The following is a 17,085-nucleotide window of genomic DNA, read 5'->3' on the forward strand; positions in this document are numbered from 1 at the left end:
CGGCGGTCTCGCCGTACTTTTGCACGTCTCTCCCCGGCACCCACCTCCACGGAGCACCTGAATCGATGGAGCGCGTCATCGGAATCGATCTCGGCACCACGAACTCGTGCGTGGCCATCGTCGAGGACGGCGTACCGACCGTCATCCCCAACCGCGGCGGTTACAAGACGACCCCTTCGATGGTGGCGATCACCGAGGCCGGCAAGCGCCTCGTCGGTCACATCGCGAAGCGGCAGGCGATCACGAACGCGGAGAACACGGTCTACGCCGCCAAGCGCCTCATCGGGCGCAAGTTCTCGTCCTCGCAGGTCAAGCACGCGATGCTCTCGGCGTCGTACCGGATCGTCGAGGGGCCGCACGGCGACGTGCGGATCCAGCTCCGCGACAAGACGTACTCGGTCCCCGAGATCAGCGCGATGGTGCTGCAGGAGATGAAGCTCTTCGCGGAGGACTACCTCTCGGAGCCCGTCACGAAGGCGGTCATCACCGTGCCCGCGTACTTCAACGACGGTCAGCGCCAGGCCACGAAGGACGCGGGGCAGATCGCGGGGCTCGACGTCATCCGCATCGTCAACGAGCCGACCGCGGCCGCGCTCGCGTACGGCTTCGAGCGCAACGTCGAGAAGACGATCGCGGTCTTCGATCTCGGCGGCGGCACGTTCGACATCTCCATCCTGGAGATCGGCGCGGGCGGCGTCTTCAAGGTCATCGCCACCGCGGGCGACACGTTCCTCGGCGGCGAGGATTTCGACGCGCGGATCATCGACTGGCTCGTGCAGGGCTTCCGCGATCAGACGAGCGTCGATCTGCGGCAGGACCGCATGGCGCTGCAGCGGCTCAAGGACGCCGCCGAGAAGGCCAAGTGCGAGCTCTCGGGCGTGCGCGAGACCGAGATCAACCTGCCGTTCATCATCTCGAGCGGACGCAACGAGGCCTTGCACCTCCAGCGCACGCTCACGCGCGACGCGATGGAGTCGCTCTGCGGCGACCTCGTCGAGCGCTGCGTCGAGATCTGCCGCCAGACGCTGGAAGACGCGCGCATCGAGCGCGAGGAGATCGAGGACGTGATCCTCGTCGGCGGCATGACGCGCATGCCACGCGTGCAGGAGGCGGTGCGCCAGTTCTTCGGCCGCGAGCCTTGCAAGGGCGTGCACCCCGACGAGGTCGTCGCGCTCGGCGCGGCCGTGCAAGGCGCCGCGCTCGTCGACGAGTCGAAGCAGATGGTGCTGCTCGACGTCACGCCGCACGCGCTCGGCATCATGACGTACGGGTCGAACTTCGAGGAGCTCATCCCGATGAACACGACCGTGCCGACGAGCCGGTCGAAGATCTTCACGACGAGCCGCGACAACCAGACGGCCGTGAAGATCCTGGTCATGCAGGGCGAGAGCGCGCAGGCCGAGGGCAACGAGCTGCTCGGCGAGTTCGTCCTCACGGGGCTCCGGCGCGCGCCGAAGGGTCAGGTCGAGATCGAGGTGACGTTCGCCATCGACAGCGACGGCATCGTCTCGGTCGGCGCAAAGGACCTCGAGACCGGCCAGCAGCAGTCGATCCAGGTCACGGCCTCGAGCGGCCTGACGAAGGAGGAGGTCGGCGCGATGATGGAGGCCGCCAAGGAGTACCTCGTCGAGCGTCGCTCCAACGACGAGTTCGAGGGGGTCAAGCAGGAGGCGGAGAAGGTCATCGCGGACATCGAGAAGATGTTCCCGAAGGTACAGGCCATCGTTCAATCCAGCGATTTCGGGCGTGACGCCATCGAGAAGGCGCGCTCGATCCTCGAGCGTTGCCGCGATGCGATCGCCCGCAAGGATTTGACCGCGCTTCGTGGTCAGATGGACTCGCTCGCCCGCACGCACCGCATGTTCAAGGGCGTCATCGCCAGGCCGCAGGGGTGAGCACGGCGCGGCGCTTTTTCGGGGTGTGATGTCGCAAAAGCCTCCCGAACGATCGAACGAAGAGACCGGAGACGAGGGACCGAGCCCGGAAGGCAAGGGCCCCGCGGATCGCGCCGGCGCACGCAAGCCAGTCGTGCCGCGGGGCCTCGGCCTCGCCGGCGACACCGTGCGTCCGCCGCAGCCCGTCGTCTCGTTCGGCGACGCCGAGCCGCTGCCGGACGTCTTCCAGGACCGCGAGACGCTGCCGCCGCCCATCCCGATGGAGCAGCTCGTCGAGCAGATGATGCGGTCCGAGGAGAACGACGAGCCGCGCCCCACGTCCGCGGTTTCCGAGACGATCCCGCCGCCGGCGAGCGACGTGGACACGGTGCGGCCGCGCGGCGACGAAGCGAAGACGATCCCACCGCGCGGCGACGACACGATCCCGCCGCGGCCGCTTCACGAAGCGAAGACGATCCCGCCGCAGGGCGACGACACCGAGCCGCCGCAGCGCGACGAAGCGAAGACGATGCCGCCGCGCGGCGACGACACGACGGTCGACATGCGGCAGGACGATCTCGCCACGTTGCCGCCGCCGCTCATGGATCAGGACACGCTCCCGGGCGTGGCGCCGAACCTGCTCGAGGAGCACGAGCCGCTCTACCGCGGCATCGCCGCGCGCGAGTCGTCGTCGTCGCTCACGGCGCGCGCGCTCGACACCGCGGAGGCCGTGTTCGAAGAGCTCGGCGTCGAGCTCTTCCGCGCGCGGGACACGTTCGAGACCGAACCGCCGCCGCGCACGCTCGAAACGGAGCCTCCGCGCTCGCGCCCCGTGGAAGAACCTCCGCGCTCGCGCCCCGTGGAAGAACCTCCGCGCTCGCGCCCCGTGGAAGAACCTCCGCGCTCGCGTCCCGTGGAAGAACCTCCGCGCTCGCGCCCCTCGGACGAGTTCATGCGCGCGCGTGCGGCCGTGCCCGCGCCCGCGCCGTCGCCCGAGGAGACGCCTCGCCCTCGCCCGATCGACGAGCGTCCGCGCCTCGCGCCGCGCCTCACGCCGCCGAGGACCGTGAAGCCCACGCTGGATGCGCCGCCGCCTCCGCCGCCGAGCACGGCGGGTCGTCCAGGCTCGCATCGCAGGCGCGGATCGGAGACGGGAGCGCGCAGCGCCGAGTCGCTCATGTCGGGCGAGCGCTCCTCGCCTGTTCCGCACGTGCCCGTGAGCGAACGGCTGAACGAGGTGCGGTCGCGCTACGAGGCCGGGGATCATCGCGGCGCGCTCGCGCTCGCGGAGGCGATCCTGACGGACGCTCCCGACAACATCGGCGCGCTCAGCTACGCCGAGAGCTCGCGGCAGATCCTGAAGCAGAAGTACATGGCGCGCATCGGCGACATGAGCCTCGTGCCGCGGCTCAAGACCTCCGCCGATGAGCTCGCGCGGAGCCTCGACGAGCGCGGGCGCATGGTCGTCGCGTCGATCGACGGCGTGGCGTCGATCGAGGACATCATCGGCGCCTCGGGCCTGCCGACCATCGAGGTGCTACGGGTCATCCACGATCTGCTCGTGGCGCACAGGCTCGATCTCGCGACGTTCCCGAGAGGCAGACGATGAGCAAACGACAGGGGGGGTGGGGTGGATGGGGCCGGACGGTCCTCGCCATCGCCGTGGGCCTCGGCGCGACGTACGGAGCGGCGCTCGCGGCGACCGCGGGCGTGTCGGCAGAGCCTTCCGAAGCGGCGGGCGTCGAGCTCGCCGAGGCCGTGATCCCTCCGAGCAGCGCTCCCGCCGGCGCGCTGCCCGTGTTCGCGTCCGAGCCCATGGCCGCGCACGCCGATCCCGTCGCGAGCTACACGCTGCGCGCTTCGCTCGATCCGAACCTCCACCAGGTGCGTGGCGAGGGCACGATCGTCTGGCGCAACGCCTCGCGCATCCCGCAGCGCGAGCTCTGGCTGCACCTCTACCTGAACGCCTTCAAGAACGAGAAGACGAACTACATGCGGCAGCGCGCGCGGGGCTTCCGCGGCGGCAGCACGCTCGCCGACTACGGCTGGATCCGCGTCTCGAAGTTATTCGCACGCGAACTGGACTCGGAGCTTTGGGACAAGGCGGACCGTCACTCGCCCGGCGATCCCGACGACGAGACCGACATCCGCGTGCCCTTGCCGCGCGCGATCGAGCCCGGCGAGACGCTCACGCTCGACGTCGCGTTCGTCTCCGATTTGCCGAGCGTCACGCTGCGGACCGGGTTCGACGAGAGCTTCCACATGGTCGCGCAGTGGTTCCCCAAGCTCGCGAAGATCGAGCCCGACGGGCGCTGGGCGCACTTCCCGTTCTATCGCTTCTCCGAGTTCTACGCGGACTACGGCAACTACGACGTCACCATCGACGCCCCCGAGCGCTTCGTGATCGGCGCGACCGGCAGGCTCGACAAGGAGACGGCGAAGGACGGCCGCGTCGAGCGTCGCTTCCTGCAGGAGGACGTGCATGACTTCGCGTTCACCGCGTGGGATCACTTCCGCGAGGTCTCGGCGACGACGGCGGACGGCGTCGCGCTCCGTTGCCTCTATCCGCCGGGCTTCGATCGCGTCGCGACGATCGAGCTCGACGCGGTCCGGTACGGGCTCGAGCACTTCGGCGCGGCCTACGGAAAATACCCGTACGGCACGGTCACGATCGTGCATCCGCCGCGCGGCGCCGGCGGGGCCGGCGGCATGGAGTACCCCACGCTGATCACCACGGGCGGCGCGTGGTGGACGCCCGAGACGGGCGTGCGCGCCATCGAAGGCGTCACGATCCACGAGCTCGGACATCAGTGGTTCTACGGGCTCGTCGCGACGAACGAGCATGCCTTCCCGTTCCTCGACGAGGGCCTCAACACGTACGCGGAGGGCGAGTCCATGGAGGCGCGCTGGCCCGAGAATTCGGGCGCCCGCTTGCCGGGAGGCTTCGGCTTCGCGCTCCCCGCGGTCCACCGCGTCGCCGCCGCGGACGTCGAGCACAACGAGGCCGTCGCGCAGTCCGCCGCGCGCTTCGCGAGCGGCAGCGACTACGGCTCGCTCGTCTACTCGCGCACGGCGACCATCCTGAACACGCTCGCGGGCGTCTACGGCCCCGATCGCGTCCGCGAGGCGATCGGCCGTTACACGCGTCGCTACCGCTTCCGCCACCCCGGGCCCGAGGAGCTGCTCGGCATCCTCCGTGACACGATGGGGCCCGACGCCGAGCTCGCTGCGCGCCAGGCGATCTTCGAGCGCGGCTGGGTCGACTACTCCGTCGCCGAGATCAGCTCGAGCCGGATGGAGCCCATCGGCGGCGTGTTCGGCGATCCGGACAAACCCTCGGCGGCGCCCGTGCTCGACACGTACGGCTACCGCGGCCGTGTCCTCGTCCGGCGCCGCGGCACGCTCGTCTTCCCCGTCGACATCGACCTCGTGATGGACGACGGCTCGACGAAGCGCGTGCGCTGGGACGGCAAGGGCGTCACGCACGACGTCGACTACGAAGGCGAGCGCCAGCTCGTCGCGGCCGTCATCGATCCCGAGCATCGCGTGCAGCTCGACGACAACCTCCTGAACAACGCGCAGAGCGAGCGAGGCGGCGGGGTCGGCTCGCGTGTGCTCGAGCGTGGCACGTTCGGCGCCGAGCTCCTCCTCTGGCTCCTCGCTCCGTGAGCACCATGAACCACGCGCAAGGCACGATCGAAGAGAGACCTCTCGCGCGCAAGCGCCCCGGGGTCGTGTTGCTCGTCTACGCCTTCCGCCTCGTCGCGGCGGCGCTGCTCGCGTGGCCCTTCGCCGTCACGCTCGGCGGCGCCGTCTCCGGTTACCCGCGCGGCGACGCCGTGCTCTTCGATCAAGGCGGCCTGCTCCTCCTCGAAGCGATGCGCCGTTCGGCCGGCGCCCTGCGCCCTTCGAGCGCGACGAGCTTGCTGCTCTTCGTCCTCGTCTGCTTCTTCGGCCTCCTCCCGCTCGCCGCGCTCCTCGGCGCGCTCGGCGCGAAGGGCCGCGTCGCCGCGCGTGATCTCGGCGCGTGGGCGCTCCGCCCGATCGGCGCCTTCTCGCTCCTGCTCGGCGCGGCGGCGCTCGTGGAGGTGCTCCTCGGCGGCGTCGTGATCGCCATCGGCAACGCCGTCGCGCGCAAGGAGGCGATCGACACGCGCGCCGCCGATCTGATCCGCGTCGGCTTCGTCGCTGGCGCGGTCGTCCTCGTCCTGCTCGTCTCCGTCTTCCACGACCTCGCGCGTGTCGCGGTCGTGCGCGGCGAGCTCGGCGTGCGCGCGTCCATCAAGCGCGCCTTCGCCGCCGTTCGGAGCGCTCCGCTCGCGCTCCTCGTCGGCTGGTCCTGGCGCGCCGCGCTCGGCGCTGCGCTGCTCGGCGCTGCGCTAGTCGTTGGCTCCCGCATCGGCGTCGAGCGCACGTCGCAGGTCTTCGCCGGATTCTTGGTGCACCAAGCATCCGTGCTGGCGGTCTTGTTCCTCCGCGCCTCCTGGCTCGCGGCGGCCATCCGCCACGTCGATCGCGTCCTGCCCAGCCAAGCCGAGCTCCACCCCCAAACCCCCGCGACGAGCGAGCCCGTCGACCCGACCTCGCCCTCCGAATCCCCTGCCGAAGACGACGCCGACCCTCCGCGGGCCGCGCTTCCTTCCGCGGCTGGTCCGGCCGAGCCCCCCGCGTCGCTCGACGTCCTCGCCCGAGACCCCGCGAAAAACCCTGCGTCGGAGGCCCCGGGCCCGTTGCCTCTTCCCGCGGATGAAAAAGTTGTCGGGGAAGAACAATTGGGTGCTTGACTTGGGTGACGTTCCGCGTAACGTACGCGGTCCGCGGAGCTCGCAAGGGCCCACGCGGTGATGCCCAGGTAGCTCAGTTGGTAGAGCAGCGGATTGAAAATCCGCGTGTGGTTGGTTCGATTCCGACCCTGGGCACTACGATTCGATTCCAGACGCCGCCTCCCCATCGAGGTGGCGTCTGGCCCGGGGGGGCCACGCCCTTCGTAGGACGGCGATGCAGCGTTCCCTCGGCTCATGCACAATGCATGACGGCCGGGTGAGCGACGATCGCTGCTTGCTCGGCGCGGCTCGGGTTCTTTGCTTGGCGCCGCGGCGCCGGGAGAGAGGCGGCAACATGAGAAACAAACACGCGCTTTGCGTGGGGATCGGCGCGACCTTCGCGCTCCTCATCGGGCTTTCTGCGGGCGCTTGTGGTGGCGGCGACGCGGCGACCGGGGGCTCGGGTGGCACGGCGAGCAGCACCGGCGTGGCGCAGGGCGGCATGGGCCAGGGCGGCACGGGCGGCGACGGCGTCGGCGGCTCCTTCACGGGTGGCGGGCCGCCTTGCTCGAACCTCGAATGCCAGCAGGTGAGCTGCGCCGGCGGCGCGAAGACCACGGTGACCGGCAAGGTCTATGATCCGGCCGGCAAAACCCCGCTCTACAACATCACCGTCTACATCCCGAACGCGCCGCTGAAGCCGCTCCCCGACGGCGCGAGCTGCGATCAATGCGGATCCGTGCTCTCCGGTGACCCGGTGGTCACCGCGCTCACGGACACGCAGGGCAGGTTCGTCCTGGAAGACGTCCCGGTCGGCAAGGACATCCCGCTCGTCATCCAGGTCGGCAAGTGGCGCCGGCAGATCGTGCTGCCCGAGGTCGCCGAGTGCGTCGACAACGCCCTCACCGATCCCGACCTCACGCGCCTCCCGCGCAACCAATCCGAGGGCGATCTCCCGCGGATCGCGCTCACCACGGGCGGCGCCGATCCGCTCGAGTGCCTCCTGCGCAAGATCGGCATCGACGACGCCGAGTTCACGCCCGCGGACGGCGGCGGCCGCGTCCAGCTCTTCTCGGGCCCGGGCGGCTCGAACAAGTACGCCGCGTCGCTCAATGGCGGCGCCTCGTTTGCCGCGGCGACCACGCTCTGGGGCACCGTCGACAGCCTCAAGAAGTACGACATCGTCCTCATGGCCTGCGAGGCCGCCCAGAACGGCTCGCAGAAGCCCCAGGCCGCCCGGCAGGCCATGTTCGATTACGCCTCGCAGGGCGGGCGCATCTTCGCCTCGCACTGGCACAATTACTGGCTCGAAGAGGGCCCCGAGCCCTTCCCGCAGACCGCGGTCTTCAACCACCAGGCCGACCTCGAAAACCCCTTCACCGCGAAGATCGACGACACCTTCCCCAAGGGCGCCGCGCTCCGCGACTGGCTCGTCAACGTGAACGCCTCGACCACCCCGGGCGAGCTCGTCGTCAAGGAAGGACAGCACACGGTCGACGAGGTCAACCCGGCCATCTCGCGCCGCTGGATTTACGGGGAAAACCCGGGATCGGTCCAGTACCTCACGTTCAACACGCCGATCGGCGTGGCCGAGGAGAACCAGTGCGGGCGCGTGGTCTTCAGCGACATTCACGTCTCCTCGGGGGACGAGGTCGGCGTCGCGTTCCCGAGCGGCTGCAAGTCGACTGATCTCTCGCCGCAGGAGAAGGCGCTGCTCTTCATGCTCTTCGACCTCTCGGCCTGCGTGCAGCCCGACGACGAGCCGCCCATCCCGCCGAAATGAGGCTGGCGCCCGATCCCCGCTCGACTATGGGAGGGCGGGTATGCGGATCGTCTCGTCCCTCCCTTCGATCGTCGCGGCCGTCGTCTTCGTGGCCGCGTGTTCCGCCGCGACCCCCGAGCCCGTGACGGGCGGCCCTCCGCCGCCGCCCGCGCCGCTTGCGCCCCCGCCCGCGGCCGCGATCCCCACCGAGAAGCCCGCGGACGCGGCGCCCGCCGACACGACCCCGAAGACCGGAGAGCCTGCGCCGGCGACGACGAACGCCATGGCCACGCCTGCGCCGACGCCCGTGGCCTCGGCCGAGCCTTCGGCGTGCCCGCCCGACATGAAGCTCGTCGAGGGCGAGTACTGCACGGAGGTCGAGCACAAGTGCAAGAAGAGCTGGTTCGACAAATCGAACAAGAAGACGGTCTGCGAGGAGTTCGAGCCGGTCAGCAAATGCGTCGGCAAGAAGGTGAAGAAGCGCTACTGCGTCGACACCTATGAATGGCCGAACCAGAAGGGCGTGCGGCCCGAGGTGATGAACCGCTTCCACCAGGCGCAGATCAAGTGCGCCTCCGTGGGCAAGCGCATGTGCACCGAGTCGGAGTGGAACTTCGCGTGCGAGGGCCCCGAGATGAAGCCGTTCCCGCACGGCTACGTGCGCGACGCGGCCAAGTGCAACGGCGACCACCTCTGGGACGATCCGAACATGAAGAAGGTCGCCGCGCGGGACGGCGACGAGCTCGCGCGGCTCTGGAAGGGCGTGCCGAGTGGCTCGCAGCCGAATTGCATCAGCGATTTCGGCGTCGCCGACATGCCGGCGAACACCGACGAGGTCGTCGCGAGCGAGCAACCCAAGGGCTCGCGGCACGCGCTCTACGACAGCGTCCACACCGGCGGCCCCTGGTACAAGGGCGTCCGCAACCAGTGCCGCCCCAAGGTCTACACGCACGACGAGGACTTTTATTATTACTTCCTGAGCTTCCGCTGCTGCGCCGAGGCCGACGGCAAAGCCACCGATCCGCGCACGCCGTGGCAGATCCGGGACAAGTGGACGATCCAGAAGGTCGAGAAGCGGGCCGGTTTCACCATCACCGAGATGCAGAAGAAGCTCGACCAGAAGAAGCAGGGCCAGTGCACCTGCGCCGCGCACGACATCCTCTGCAAGACCATGTGCGGCACGTTGCTCGGCCCTGGCGCGGTCGACGCGAAACACTGACCGTCGGGTCAGCCGGAAATTCGAGTGACCGCCCCCGAGGCGGGATCGCCGGGTGTTTGTGGCGAGAGCGCCAAAGGTGTACCGTGGCGTTCCCATGTCGGAGTCCCAGGACGTCCCCGAGCGCCTCGGCCGCTACGAGATCGTAGAGCGGCTCGCGTCCGGCGGCATGGGTGAGGTCTTCATCGCGCGTTTCGTCGCGCCCGGCGGGTTCGTCAAACCCGTGGCGGTCAAGCGCATCCACCCGTTCCTCGCCGAGGACGAGACCTTCATCCACATGCTGCACGACGAGGCCAACGTCGCTGCGGCGATACGACACCCGAACATCATTTCGACGATCGACGTCGGCTCCGAGGCGGGAAACCACTTCGTCGTCCTCGACTACGCGAACGGCGACCCGCTGCAGCGCATGCTGCGGGACATCCGGAAGAACCACGGGACGGCGTTCCCCGACTGGATGGTCGCCTGGATCGGCGCCGAGGTCGCCTCCGCGCTGCACGCCGCGCACGAGGCGAAGAACCTCGAAGGCGAGTCGCTGGAGATCATCCACCGCGACGTTTCGACCTCCAACGTGATCCTCTCGGACGCGGGTCACCCCATGCTCTTCGACTTCGGCGTGGCGAAGGCGAAGCAGCGCATGGTGCAGACCTCGCACGGCGAGCTCAAAGGCAAGCTCCCGTATATGGCCCCCGAGACGTTCCGCGGGCAGGACGTGGATCGGACCGTCGATGTCTTCAGCCTCGGCGTGATGCTCTACGAGCTCTGCACGGGCAACTCGCCCTTCGCGCGGAACTCGGATCTCGAGACGATCATGGCCCTGCAGAGCGCGGTCGTGGAGCCGCCGAGCCACGTGCGCGACGCGATCCACGCCTCGCTCGATCCCATCGTGATGCGCACGATGGCGCGCGAGCGGGCCGAGCGATATCCGACGGCCCTCGCCGTGGAGAATGATCTCCGCGCGTGGGCGCGCGCCCGCGGCGCCCCGCACGACGCCGCCTCGGCCGCGGCGTGGATCGCCGAGACGTTCCGGGACCGGTGCGCGTGGCGCAAGGCCCTGCTCGCGCGCGTGGCGAGCAATGCGCCGCATACGCGCGCGCAGATGAGCTCGTCGCCGCGCATCAACACGCTCACGCCAGGCTCGTTCACGCCGCCGCCGTCGCAACCCTCCGCGCGGCTCGCGACGCCGGCCCCAGGGTCGGCGCGCTTGGGCACGCTGAACCCCGGGCAGGCCCCGCAGATCCCCGCGCCGCACGGAAATACCCCGGCGCCGAGCAGCTACGTGCCTTTCCCGCTCGGCCCCGAGCAGAGCGGCACGTCGAGCTCGTCGATCCCGGGCTTCGCGCAGAGCGACCCGCAGGCGCTCGGGCAGGGCATGCCTCCAACGCGGAGCGCCGTGTCGATGCTGCACGTCTTCCTCGGCGTGTTCGTCACGCTGCTCCTCGGCGGCGGCGCGCTCCTCCTCCTGAGCACGCGCGGCCGGGGCGACGACACGCTCGCGGCGGCCGCGGCGCCTCCGTCGGCCCTCTCGCCCGTGCCCGCGCCGTCGCCCGCGACGATCCCTGCCGCGCTCGTCGCGCCCTCGTCGTCGGCCGCGCAGGAGCCCCTGGCCGCGTCCGCCAAGCCTTCCACGAAGCCCGGCACGACGACCCCGAAGGCGGGCCCGACCTCGGTGAAGAAGGGCGGACCTCTCGTCCGGAGCTACGATTGATGCGTCGTTCGCCGCTGCGATGGCTCGCCATCGCCCCTGTCGTCGCGTGCTTGTTCGTCGCGCCTGCCGCGCTCGGGGCGGGCCCTGCCAAACCCACGCCCGAGCAACGCGAAGCGCGCGCCCTCTTCGATCAGGGCCTCGCGCTCAGCGACGAGGGCAAATGGGCCGAGGCCCTCGAGGTCTTCCGCAAGTCCGACGACATCAGCCCCTCGACGAGCGTCCGCTTCAACATCGCCGCCTCGCTCCGCGCCCTCGGCCGCTACGTCGAGGCGCGTGACACCCTCGACGGCGCCGTCGCCGACGCCGACGCGCGCAAGGCGCCCATCAAGCCCGCGCTGAAGACCGAGATCGACAAGCTCCGCGAAGAGGTCGCCGGCAAGATCGTGCGCATCGAGCTGCAGAGGAGCCCCACGGACGCCGACGTCACCGTCGACGGCGCGCCCGTCAAGCTCGCCGAAGACGGCCGCGTCGACCTCGACCCGGGCAAGCACGTGTTCGTGATCAGCGCCAAGGGGTACGACACGACCACGGTCACGAAGACGCTCTCGCAGGGCGACACGACCCTCACGCTCACCGCGCCGCGGGCCGCGACCGTGGAGGCGCCCAAGCCCAAGGACACGCCCTTCTACAAGCGCGGCTGGTTCTGGGGCACCGTCGGCGCCGTCGCGGCGGGCGCCGCCGCGGTCACGGTGATCGTCGTGGTCACGCGCCCCGACGGGTCCTCCGTCGCCGGGCCTCCGACGAGCACCATCGACCGTGTCTTTCCTGCCGTCGTGAGGTTCTGATGCCGGACGCCGCTCGCGAAACGCCCCGTCCTCGCCGGCGCGCGGCCCTCGCGCTCGCCGTGGGCTCGCTCGTCTCGATCGGGGCCGGCGGCCTCGTCGCGGCGTGTGGATCGGACGTCTCCGAGGATCCGAGTTACCTCCTCGTCGAGCTCGCTCCCGTGGAGACGCCCGCGAAGCCGGGCGCGGCGCGGGTCGTCGTCACCAAGGGGGGCGCGGAGATCGCCGCGCTCTGCGTGAGCCTCGCGGGGGACAGCCCCGCGAGCTTCGTCCTCAAGCGCGACGCGGGCAAACCTGCGGCGGACCGCGTCAACATCGAAGTCCTCTCGTTCGCGACCCTGAAGGGCCAGGAGAACGCCGGGCCGGGCAAGGAGTTCGCTTGCCCGACCGCGCTCCCGCCCGTCCTCGGCGACGTGCAGACCATCGACATCGACTTCTGCGAGGCCGCGACGCGCAAGCTCGTCTTCCACGTCGGCTCCGTGTGCGGATGCAACGACGCCGACGCGGGTCCTGGCGACGCGGGCCCGACCGACGCGGGCGACGTCGACGCGGGCCCGTCCTCGTGTGGATGCAGCCCCGGCTTCTCCTGCGGCGCGGGCCTCACGACCACGGGTCAGGCGTGTGGACCTTCGACGTGCTGCGGCACGACCGTATCGTCGGCTTGCGCGCTCGGGAGCTAGCCCCGTCCGGACATTGCGCGCGCCCCACGATCGGCGCGACGATGAGACATGTCCCGGAAGGCCGCTCCTCTCGCGCTGCGCGGCGCCGTCGTCGCGGTGCTCGCGTTTCTCCTCGTCGTGTTCGGCTTGCATTGCGGCAGTGACGTCGCGCCTTCGGCGACCACCGACGTCACGCTCGTGATGGGCGTCGGCACCGAATGCGCGGCGCGCCTTCGCTCGATCACGATGAAGGTCGAGACCGGGGAGCGCGTCGACGAAAGCGAGACGATCCCCGTCACGAGCGCCGCCGAGCTCCCGATCGCGCGTCGGATCACGCTCTCGGATCCCGAGGGGACGAAGCACCGCGCGTCGGCCACGTTCGACCTCGCGCGGGACGATGCCTCGATCGTCACGGAGACGGTCGTGAACGAGTTTCCCGCGGGCACGACGGGCGTCGTCCCGCTCAGCTTGCCGTGTGTTTGCCTCGAGCATCCTTGTCCGACGGGGTACGTCTGCGTCGAGAATCCGCCGGGCAGCGGCACGCCTTCCTGCGCCGCGCAGCCGAACTGCGGCGACGGCGCGTGCGTACCCGGCGAGTCGTGCGGGAGCTGCCTCGCCGATTGCCCGTGCAATTGCGGCGACGGTACCTGCGAGGGCACCGAGACGTGCGCGAACTGCCCCGCCGACTGCAAGCCCTGCTGCGGCAACGGCACGTGCGACACGGGCTTCGGCGAGACGTGCGCGAATTGCGAGGGCGATTGCGGCGCGTGCTGCCCGAACGGCACGTGCGACACGAGCTTCGGCGAGAACTGCTCGACGTGCGCGGCGGACTGCGGCGCCTGCTGCGGCGACGGCACGTGCAACTTCGGCGAGACGTGCTCGACCTGTTACGACGACTGCGACTGCTGCGGCAACGCCGTCTGCGAGCCGGCAGAGATCCTCTGCGGCGCATGCGTCGAGGACTGCGGCGCGTGCCCCAACTGCGGCGACGGCGTCTGCCAGAACTACGAGAACAACGACAAGTGCCCGACCGATTGCCCCGCCGGCTGCGGCAACGGCAACTGCAACGGGACCGAGTCGAAGTCGAACTGCCCCAAGGACTGCGGCGAGATCTGCGGCAACAAGTCCTGCGGCGGCAGCGAGACCTGCCAGAGCTGCGCGGCGGACTGCGGCGCCTGCTGCGGCGACGGCACGTGCAACTTCGGCGAGACATGCCTGACCTGCTCGAAGGACTGCCCCGGCGCGTGCTGCGGCAACGGCTCGTGCGAGAGCGGCGAGACATGCTCGAGCTGCGCGGCGGACTGCGGGCCCAAGTGCGGCGACGGCGTCTGTCACTGCAGCGAGGCCGTCACCTGCCCGGCCGATTGTTCTGGCATCTGCGGCGACGGCACCTGCCAGCCCTTCGAGACCGCGTGCACCTGCCCCGGGGACTGCGGCGTGTGCGCCGGCATGTGCGGCGACGGCGTCTGCACCGTGGGCAGCGAGAACGCGTGCACCTGCCCCGGGGACTGCGGCAAGTGCCCGCCCTGATCCGCCCGTGAAGATCCTCCACGTCGCGGCCGAGCTCGCGCCCGTCGTCCGCTTCGGCGGCATCGCGGACGGCGTCGCCGGGCTCGCGCGCGCCCTCGCTCGCCTCGGGCACGACGTCACCGTCGTGATCCCCGCGCCGCCGGGCAAACGCCTCGATCCGGAGATCCCGATCGCGCCCGGCGTCCGCGCATGCGTCGTCTCGGTTCCCGACGTCCCCGCGCACCTCGGCATCTACGGCCGCGAGGGCGACGGCGAGCACGACACCGCGCGCCGCTTCGCCTTCTTCGCGCGCGCCGCCGCCGCGATGGCCGAGGGCTTCGACGTCGTCCACGCGCACGACTGGCCGGGCGCAGCCGTCCCGTACCTCGTGCGCGAGGCCCGAGGCCGAAGGCCGCGCACCGTGCTCACGATCCACAATCTCGCCTTTCAGGGCGTCTTCCCGCCGGAGACGCTCGCGTTCCTCGGCCTCGGCCCCTCGCACTTCCGCCCCGATGCCCTCGAGTTTCACGGACGCGTGAACCTGCTCAAGGCCGGCCTCCTCGCCGCCGACGCGGTCACCACGGTCTCGCCCACGTACGCGCGCGAGATCCTCGATCCTGCGCACGGCGAGCTGCTCGACGGCGTCTTGCGCGCGCGCGTCGCTCGCGACGGAAAGGGCATCGTCGGCATCGTCAACGGCATCGACGTCGAGGCCTGGGACCCCACGCGTGATCCCGCCCTCGCCGCGCCCTTCGGCCCCGACGATCTCGCCGGCAAGGCGCTCTGCAAGCGCGCCTTCCTCGCGGAGACCGGCCTCGACGCGGACGCGACGCGCCCGCTCGTGGCCTCGCTCGGCCGCGTCGTGCCGCAGAAAGGCGCCGACCTCATGGCCGCGGCGATCCCCGACCTCTGCCGCGCCGGCGCGACCGTCGTCGTGGCCGGCGCCGGCGACGACCCACTCGAACGCGCCCTCACCGCCGCAGCCGCGGCGCACCCCGCACATGCGCGCTTCCTCGGCGCCGTCACGGACGCGCGCGCGCGCCGCCTGCTCGCGGCCGCGGACCTCTTGATCATGCCCTCCCGCTTCGAGCCCTGCGGCGTCGTGCAGCTCGAAGCCCAGCGCTACGGCGCAGTGCCCGTCGCGCGACGCACGGGCGGGCTCGCGGACACGCTCGTCGACGAAGACGAGCATCCGGGCCGCGGCACGGGCCTCCTCTTCGACGCGCCGAGCGCACAAGCCCTCGTCCTCGCGGTCCGCCGCGCCCTCGGGCACCTCGCCGGCCCCGAAGGCGCGTCCTTGCGCCGCCGCGTGCTCCTCGCCTCACCGGGATGGGATCGCCCAGCGAGCCTCTACGCGCACCTCTACGGCCGGCTCAGTGCGTCGGGAACGGGGCCGTGTACCGCATGAAGCGCCGCAGGTAGGGCGTGTCGAACTGCACCTTCGTGATCCGCTCGACCGAGATCATCGTCGGCGACTCGTCCCAGCGCCCGAGCGCGTCCACGTAGTGCAGGAGGACCGTCTCACCGCCGACCTCGAGCAGCCGACCGAGGTAGAAGTCGCCGTCGTCCTCGCCCTCGTCCTCGCACTCGATGATGACGTCCGCGTGGTGCGACTGGATCGAGCGAAGCGCCGCGGGAAAACCTCGCAGATCGACCTCGAACGGCAAGCGCAGCCCGCCGAGCAGCCCCTCGCTTTCGAGCATGCGATCCCAGTGCTCCTCGTGAGCGCCGCGCTCATGGGCGAGCACGTCTTCCAGGCGGAAGAGCGTGTAGCCGTCGGGTTCGAAGTCATCGAAGCAGTGGATGAGCCCAAGCTCGGGCCCAAGGCCGAGGAGGTACCCGTGCAGCGACGGCTCGCCCGACAAACGTCGCTCGAGGCGAATCATCTTCCCCGTCCCAACGTGCTCGACCAGCGACGCGTACATGGCTCTCCGCGCAAAAACCCAGCAGAACAGCGCCAGCATAGAAGCAGGGGCGGAAGGCCCGCAAGATTCCGTGGGCGTCGCGCTGGGGCTTTGCCCCAGGCCCCAGCAGGGGCTGTCCGCCCCTGCACCCGGACCAGCGCAAGCGCTGGACTCGGGGTCGATGAACTGCGCGATGCGCAGTTCATCGAACGGGCCGGGTCAAGCGCGCAGCCTCAGGGTGCGACGAGCCCCCGCTGCGCGAGCGCCTCGCGGAGCTTCATGGCGCAGTCGAACACGATTGCCTGCATGCCGACGGCGCGGGCGCCCTCGCAGTTTTTCTCGCGATCATCGACGAAGAGCGCCTGTTCGGGCCGCTCGCCGAGCCTCCGGCAAGGGACGAGGTACGCCTCGGGATCGGGCTTGCGCGCGCCGGTCTCGTACGAGACGAACGCGCCGTCGAGCAGCATGTCGAGCTCGCAGCGCTCCGCGATCCAGCGGTACCAGGGCGGATAATTCGAGAGCGCGTAAAGCCGCACGTCAGGCGCGCTCGTTCGGAGGTCCGCGAGCAGCTCGCGGATGCCGGGCAGCAGCGCGTAACTCTCGCGGACGACCTTGCAAAACCCCTCGGCGTCGAAGGAGCGGCCGGGCAGGAACATCGAGAGGAACGCGCGCTCATCGATGCGCCCGAGCTCGAAGTCGACCCACGCCGTCGGGTGCTTGCACCGGAGCAGCTCGGGCAGGCTCATCCCGAGGAACGAGGGCATGACGTCGCGGAAGGGGTCGCGGACGAGCGTGTCCATGACGTCGAAGAAGACGAGCCGCGGCCTGGGAAACACGCCGGGAGGATGGCAGCGGGCGTCGGGGTGGGGAAGGGGAGGCGTTTCGCTGGGGCTTTGCCCCAGGCCCCA

General features: G+C 70.4%; 13 protein-coding genes and 1 tRNA gene. 12 read left to right on the forward strand and 2 right to left on the reverse strand.

Features of this window, described 5'->3' with window-relative positions; all coding sequences use genetic code 11:
- Positions 1-65: 65 nt before the first annotated feature.
- The 12 genes from dnaK (at position 66) to QHF85_RS17700 (ending at position 15,681) form a co-directional block, all read left to right on the forward strand.
- Positions 66-1,895 carry a molecular chaperone DnaK gene (dnaK, locus tag QHF85_RS17645; RefSeq protein WP_281328371.1) on the forward strand — a complete coding sequence of 610 codons (1,830 nt, stop codon included), beginning with the start codon at positions 66-68 and terminating at the stop codon, positions 1,893-1,895.
- A gap of 28 nt (positions 1,896-1,923) precedes the next feature.
- The gene (locus tag QHF85_RS17650) at positions 1,924-3,483 is read left to right on the forward strand and encodes a hypothetical protein (RefSeq protein ID WP_281328372.1); all 1,560 of its coding nucleotides are present in this window, start codon (positions 1,924-1,926) and stop codon (positions 3,481-3,483) included.
- Positions 3,480-5,543, forward strand: coding sequence for a M1 family metallopeptidase (locus QHF85_RS17655; RefSeq protein ID WP_281328373.1), 2,064 nt, complete (start codon positions 3,480-3,482; stop codon positions 5,541-5,543). The genes QHF85_RS17650 and QHF85_RS17655 overlap by 4 nt, the downstream gene beginning before the upstream one ends.
- 5 nt (positions 5,544-5,548) lie before the next feature.
- Positions 5,549-6,658: a hypothetical protein gene (locus QHF85_RS17660; protein ID WP_281328374.1), complete on the forward strand. Its 1,110-nt coding sequence runs from the start codon at positions 5,549-5,551 to the stop codon at positions 6,656-6,658.
- Between the two features lie 62 nt (positions 6,659-6,720).
- Positions 6,721-6,793, forward strand: a tRNA-Phe gene (locus QHF85_RS17665).
- Between the two features lie 199 nt (positions 6,794-6,992).
- A complete protein-coding gene (locus tag QHF85_RS17670) occupies positions 6,993-8,420 on the forward strand; it encodes a carboxypeptidase-like regulatory domain-containing protein (RefSeq protein ID WP_281328375.1) in 1,428 nt (475 codons plus the stop codon).
- Positions 8,421-8,460: 40 nt separating this feature from the next.
- Positions 8,461-9,618, forward strand: coding sequence for an SUMF1/EgtB/PvdO family nonheme iron enzyme (locus QHF85_RS17675; protein ID WP_281328376.1), 1,158 nt, complete (start codon positions 8,461-8,463; stop codon positions 9,616-9,618).
- A gap of 94 nt (positions 9,619-9,712) precedes the next feature.
- A complete protein-coding gene (locus tag QHF85_RS17680; protein ID WP_281328377.1) occupies positions 9,713-11,323 on the forward strand; it encodes a serine/threonine protein kinase in 1,611 nt (536 codons plus the stop codon).
- The gene (locus QHF85_RS17685; protein ID WP_281328378.1) at positions 11,323-12,108 is read left to right on the forward strand and encodes a hypothetical protein; all 786 of its coding nucleotides are present in this window, start codon (positions 11,323-11,325) and stop codon (positions 12,106-12,108) included. Before QHF85_RS17680 ends, QHF85_RS17685 begins: the two co-directional genes overlap by 1 nt.
- Positions 12,108-12,785, forward strand: coding sequence for a hypothetical protein (locus QHF85_RS17690; protein ID WP_281328379.1), 678 nt, complete (start codon positions 12,108-12,110; stop codon positions 12,783-12,785). The genes QHF85_RS17685 and QHF85_RS17690 overlap by 1 nt, the downstream gene beginning before the upstream one ends.
- A gap of 48 nt (positions 12,786-12,833) precedes the next feature.
- A complete protein-coding gene (locus QHF85_RS17695; protein WP_281328380.1) occupies positions 12,834-14,294 on the forward strand; it encodes a hypothetical protein in 1,461 nt (486 codons plus the stop codon).
- A gap of 7 nt (positions 14,295-14,301) precedes the next feature.
- Complete coding sequence (locus tag QHF85_RS17700) at positions 14,302-15,681, forward strand: glycogen/starch synthase (protein WP_281328381.1); 1,380 nt, start codon at positions 14,302-14,304, stop codon at positions 15,679-15,681.
- Here QHF85_RS17700 and QHF85_RS17705 read toward each other — a convergent pair.
- Entirely contained in the window at positions 15,647-16,159 is a 513-nt protein-coding gene (locus QHF85_RS17705; protein ID WP_281328382.1) for a hypothetical protein, read from the reverse strand. The genes QHF85_RS17700 and QHF85_RS17705 overlap by 35 nt on opposite strands.
- A gap of 251 nt (positions 16,160-16,410) precedes the next feature.
- The gene (locus tag QHF85_RS17710) at positions 16,411-17,013 is read right to left on the reverse strand and encodes an HAD family phosphatase (protein ID WP_281328383.1); all 603 of its coding nucleotides are present in this window, start codon (positions 17,011-17,013) and stop codon (positions 16,411-16,413) included.
- Between the last annotated feature and the right edge of the window lie 72 nt (positions 17,014-17,085).

Source organism: Polyangium sp. 6x1 (assembly GCF_029946515.1).
Lineage (GTDB): Bacteria > Myxococcota_A > Polyangia > Polyangiales > Polyangiaceae > Polyangium.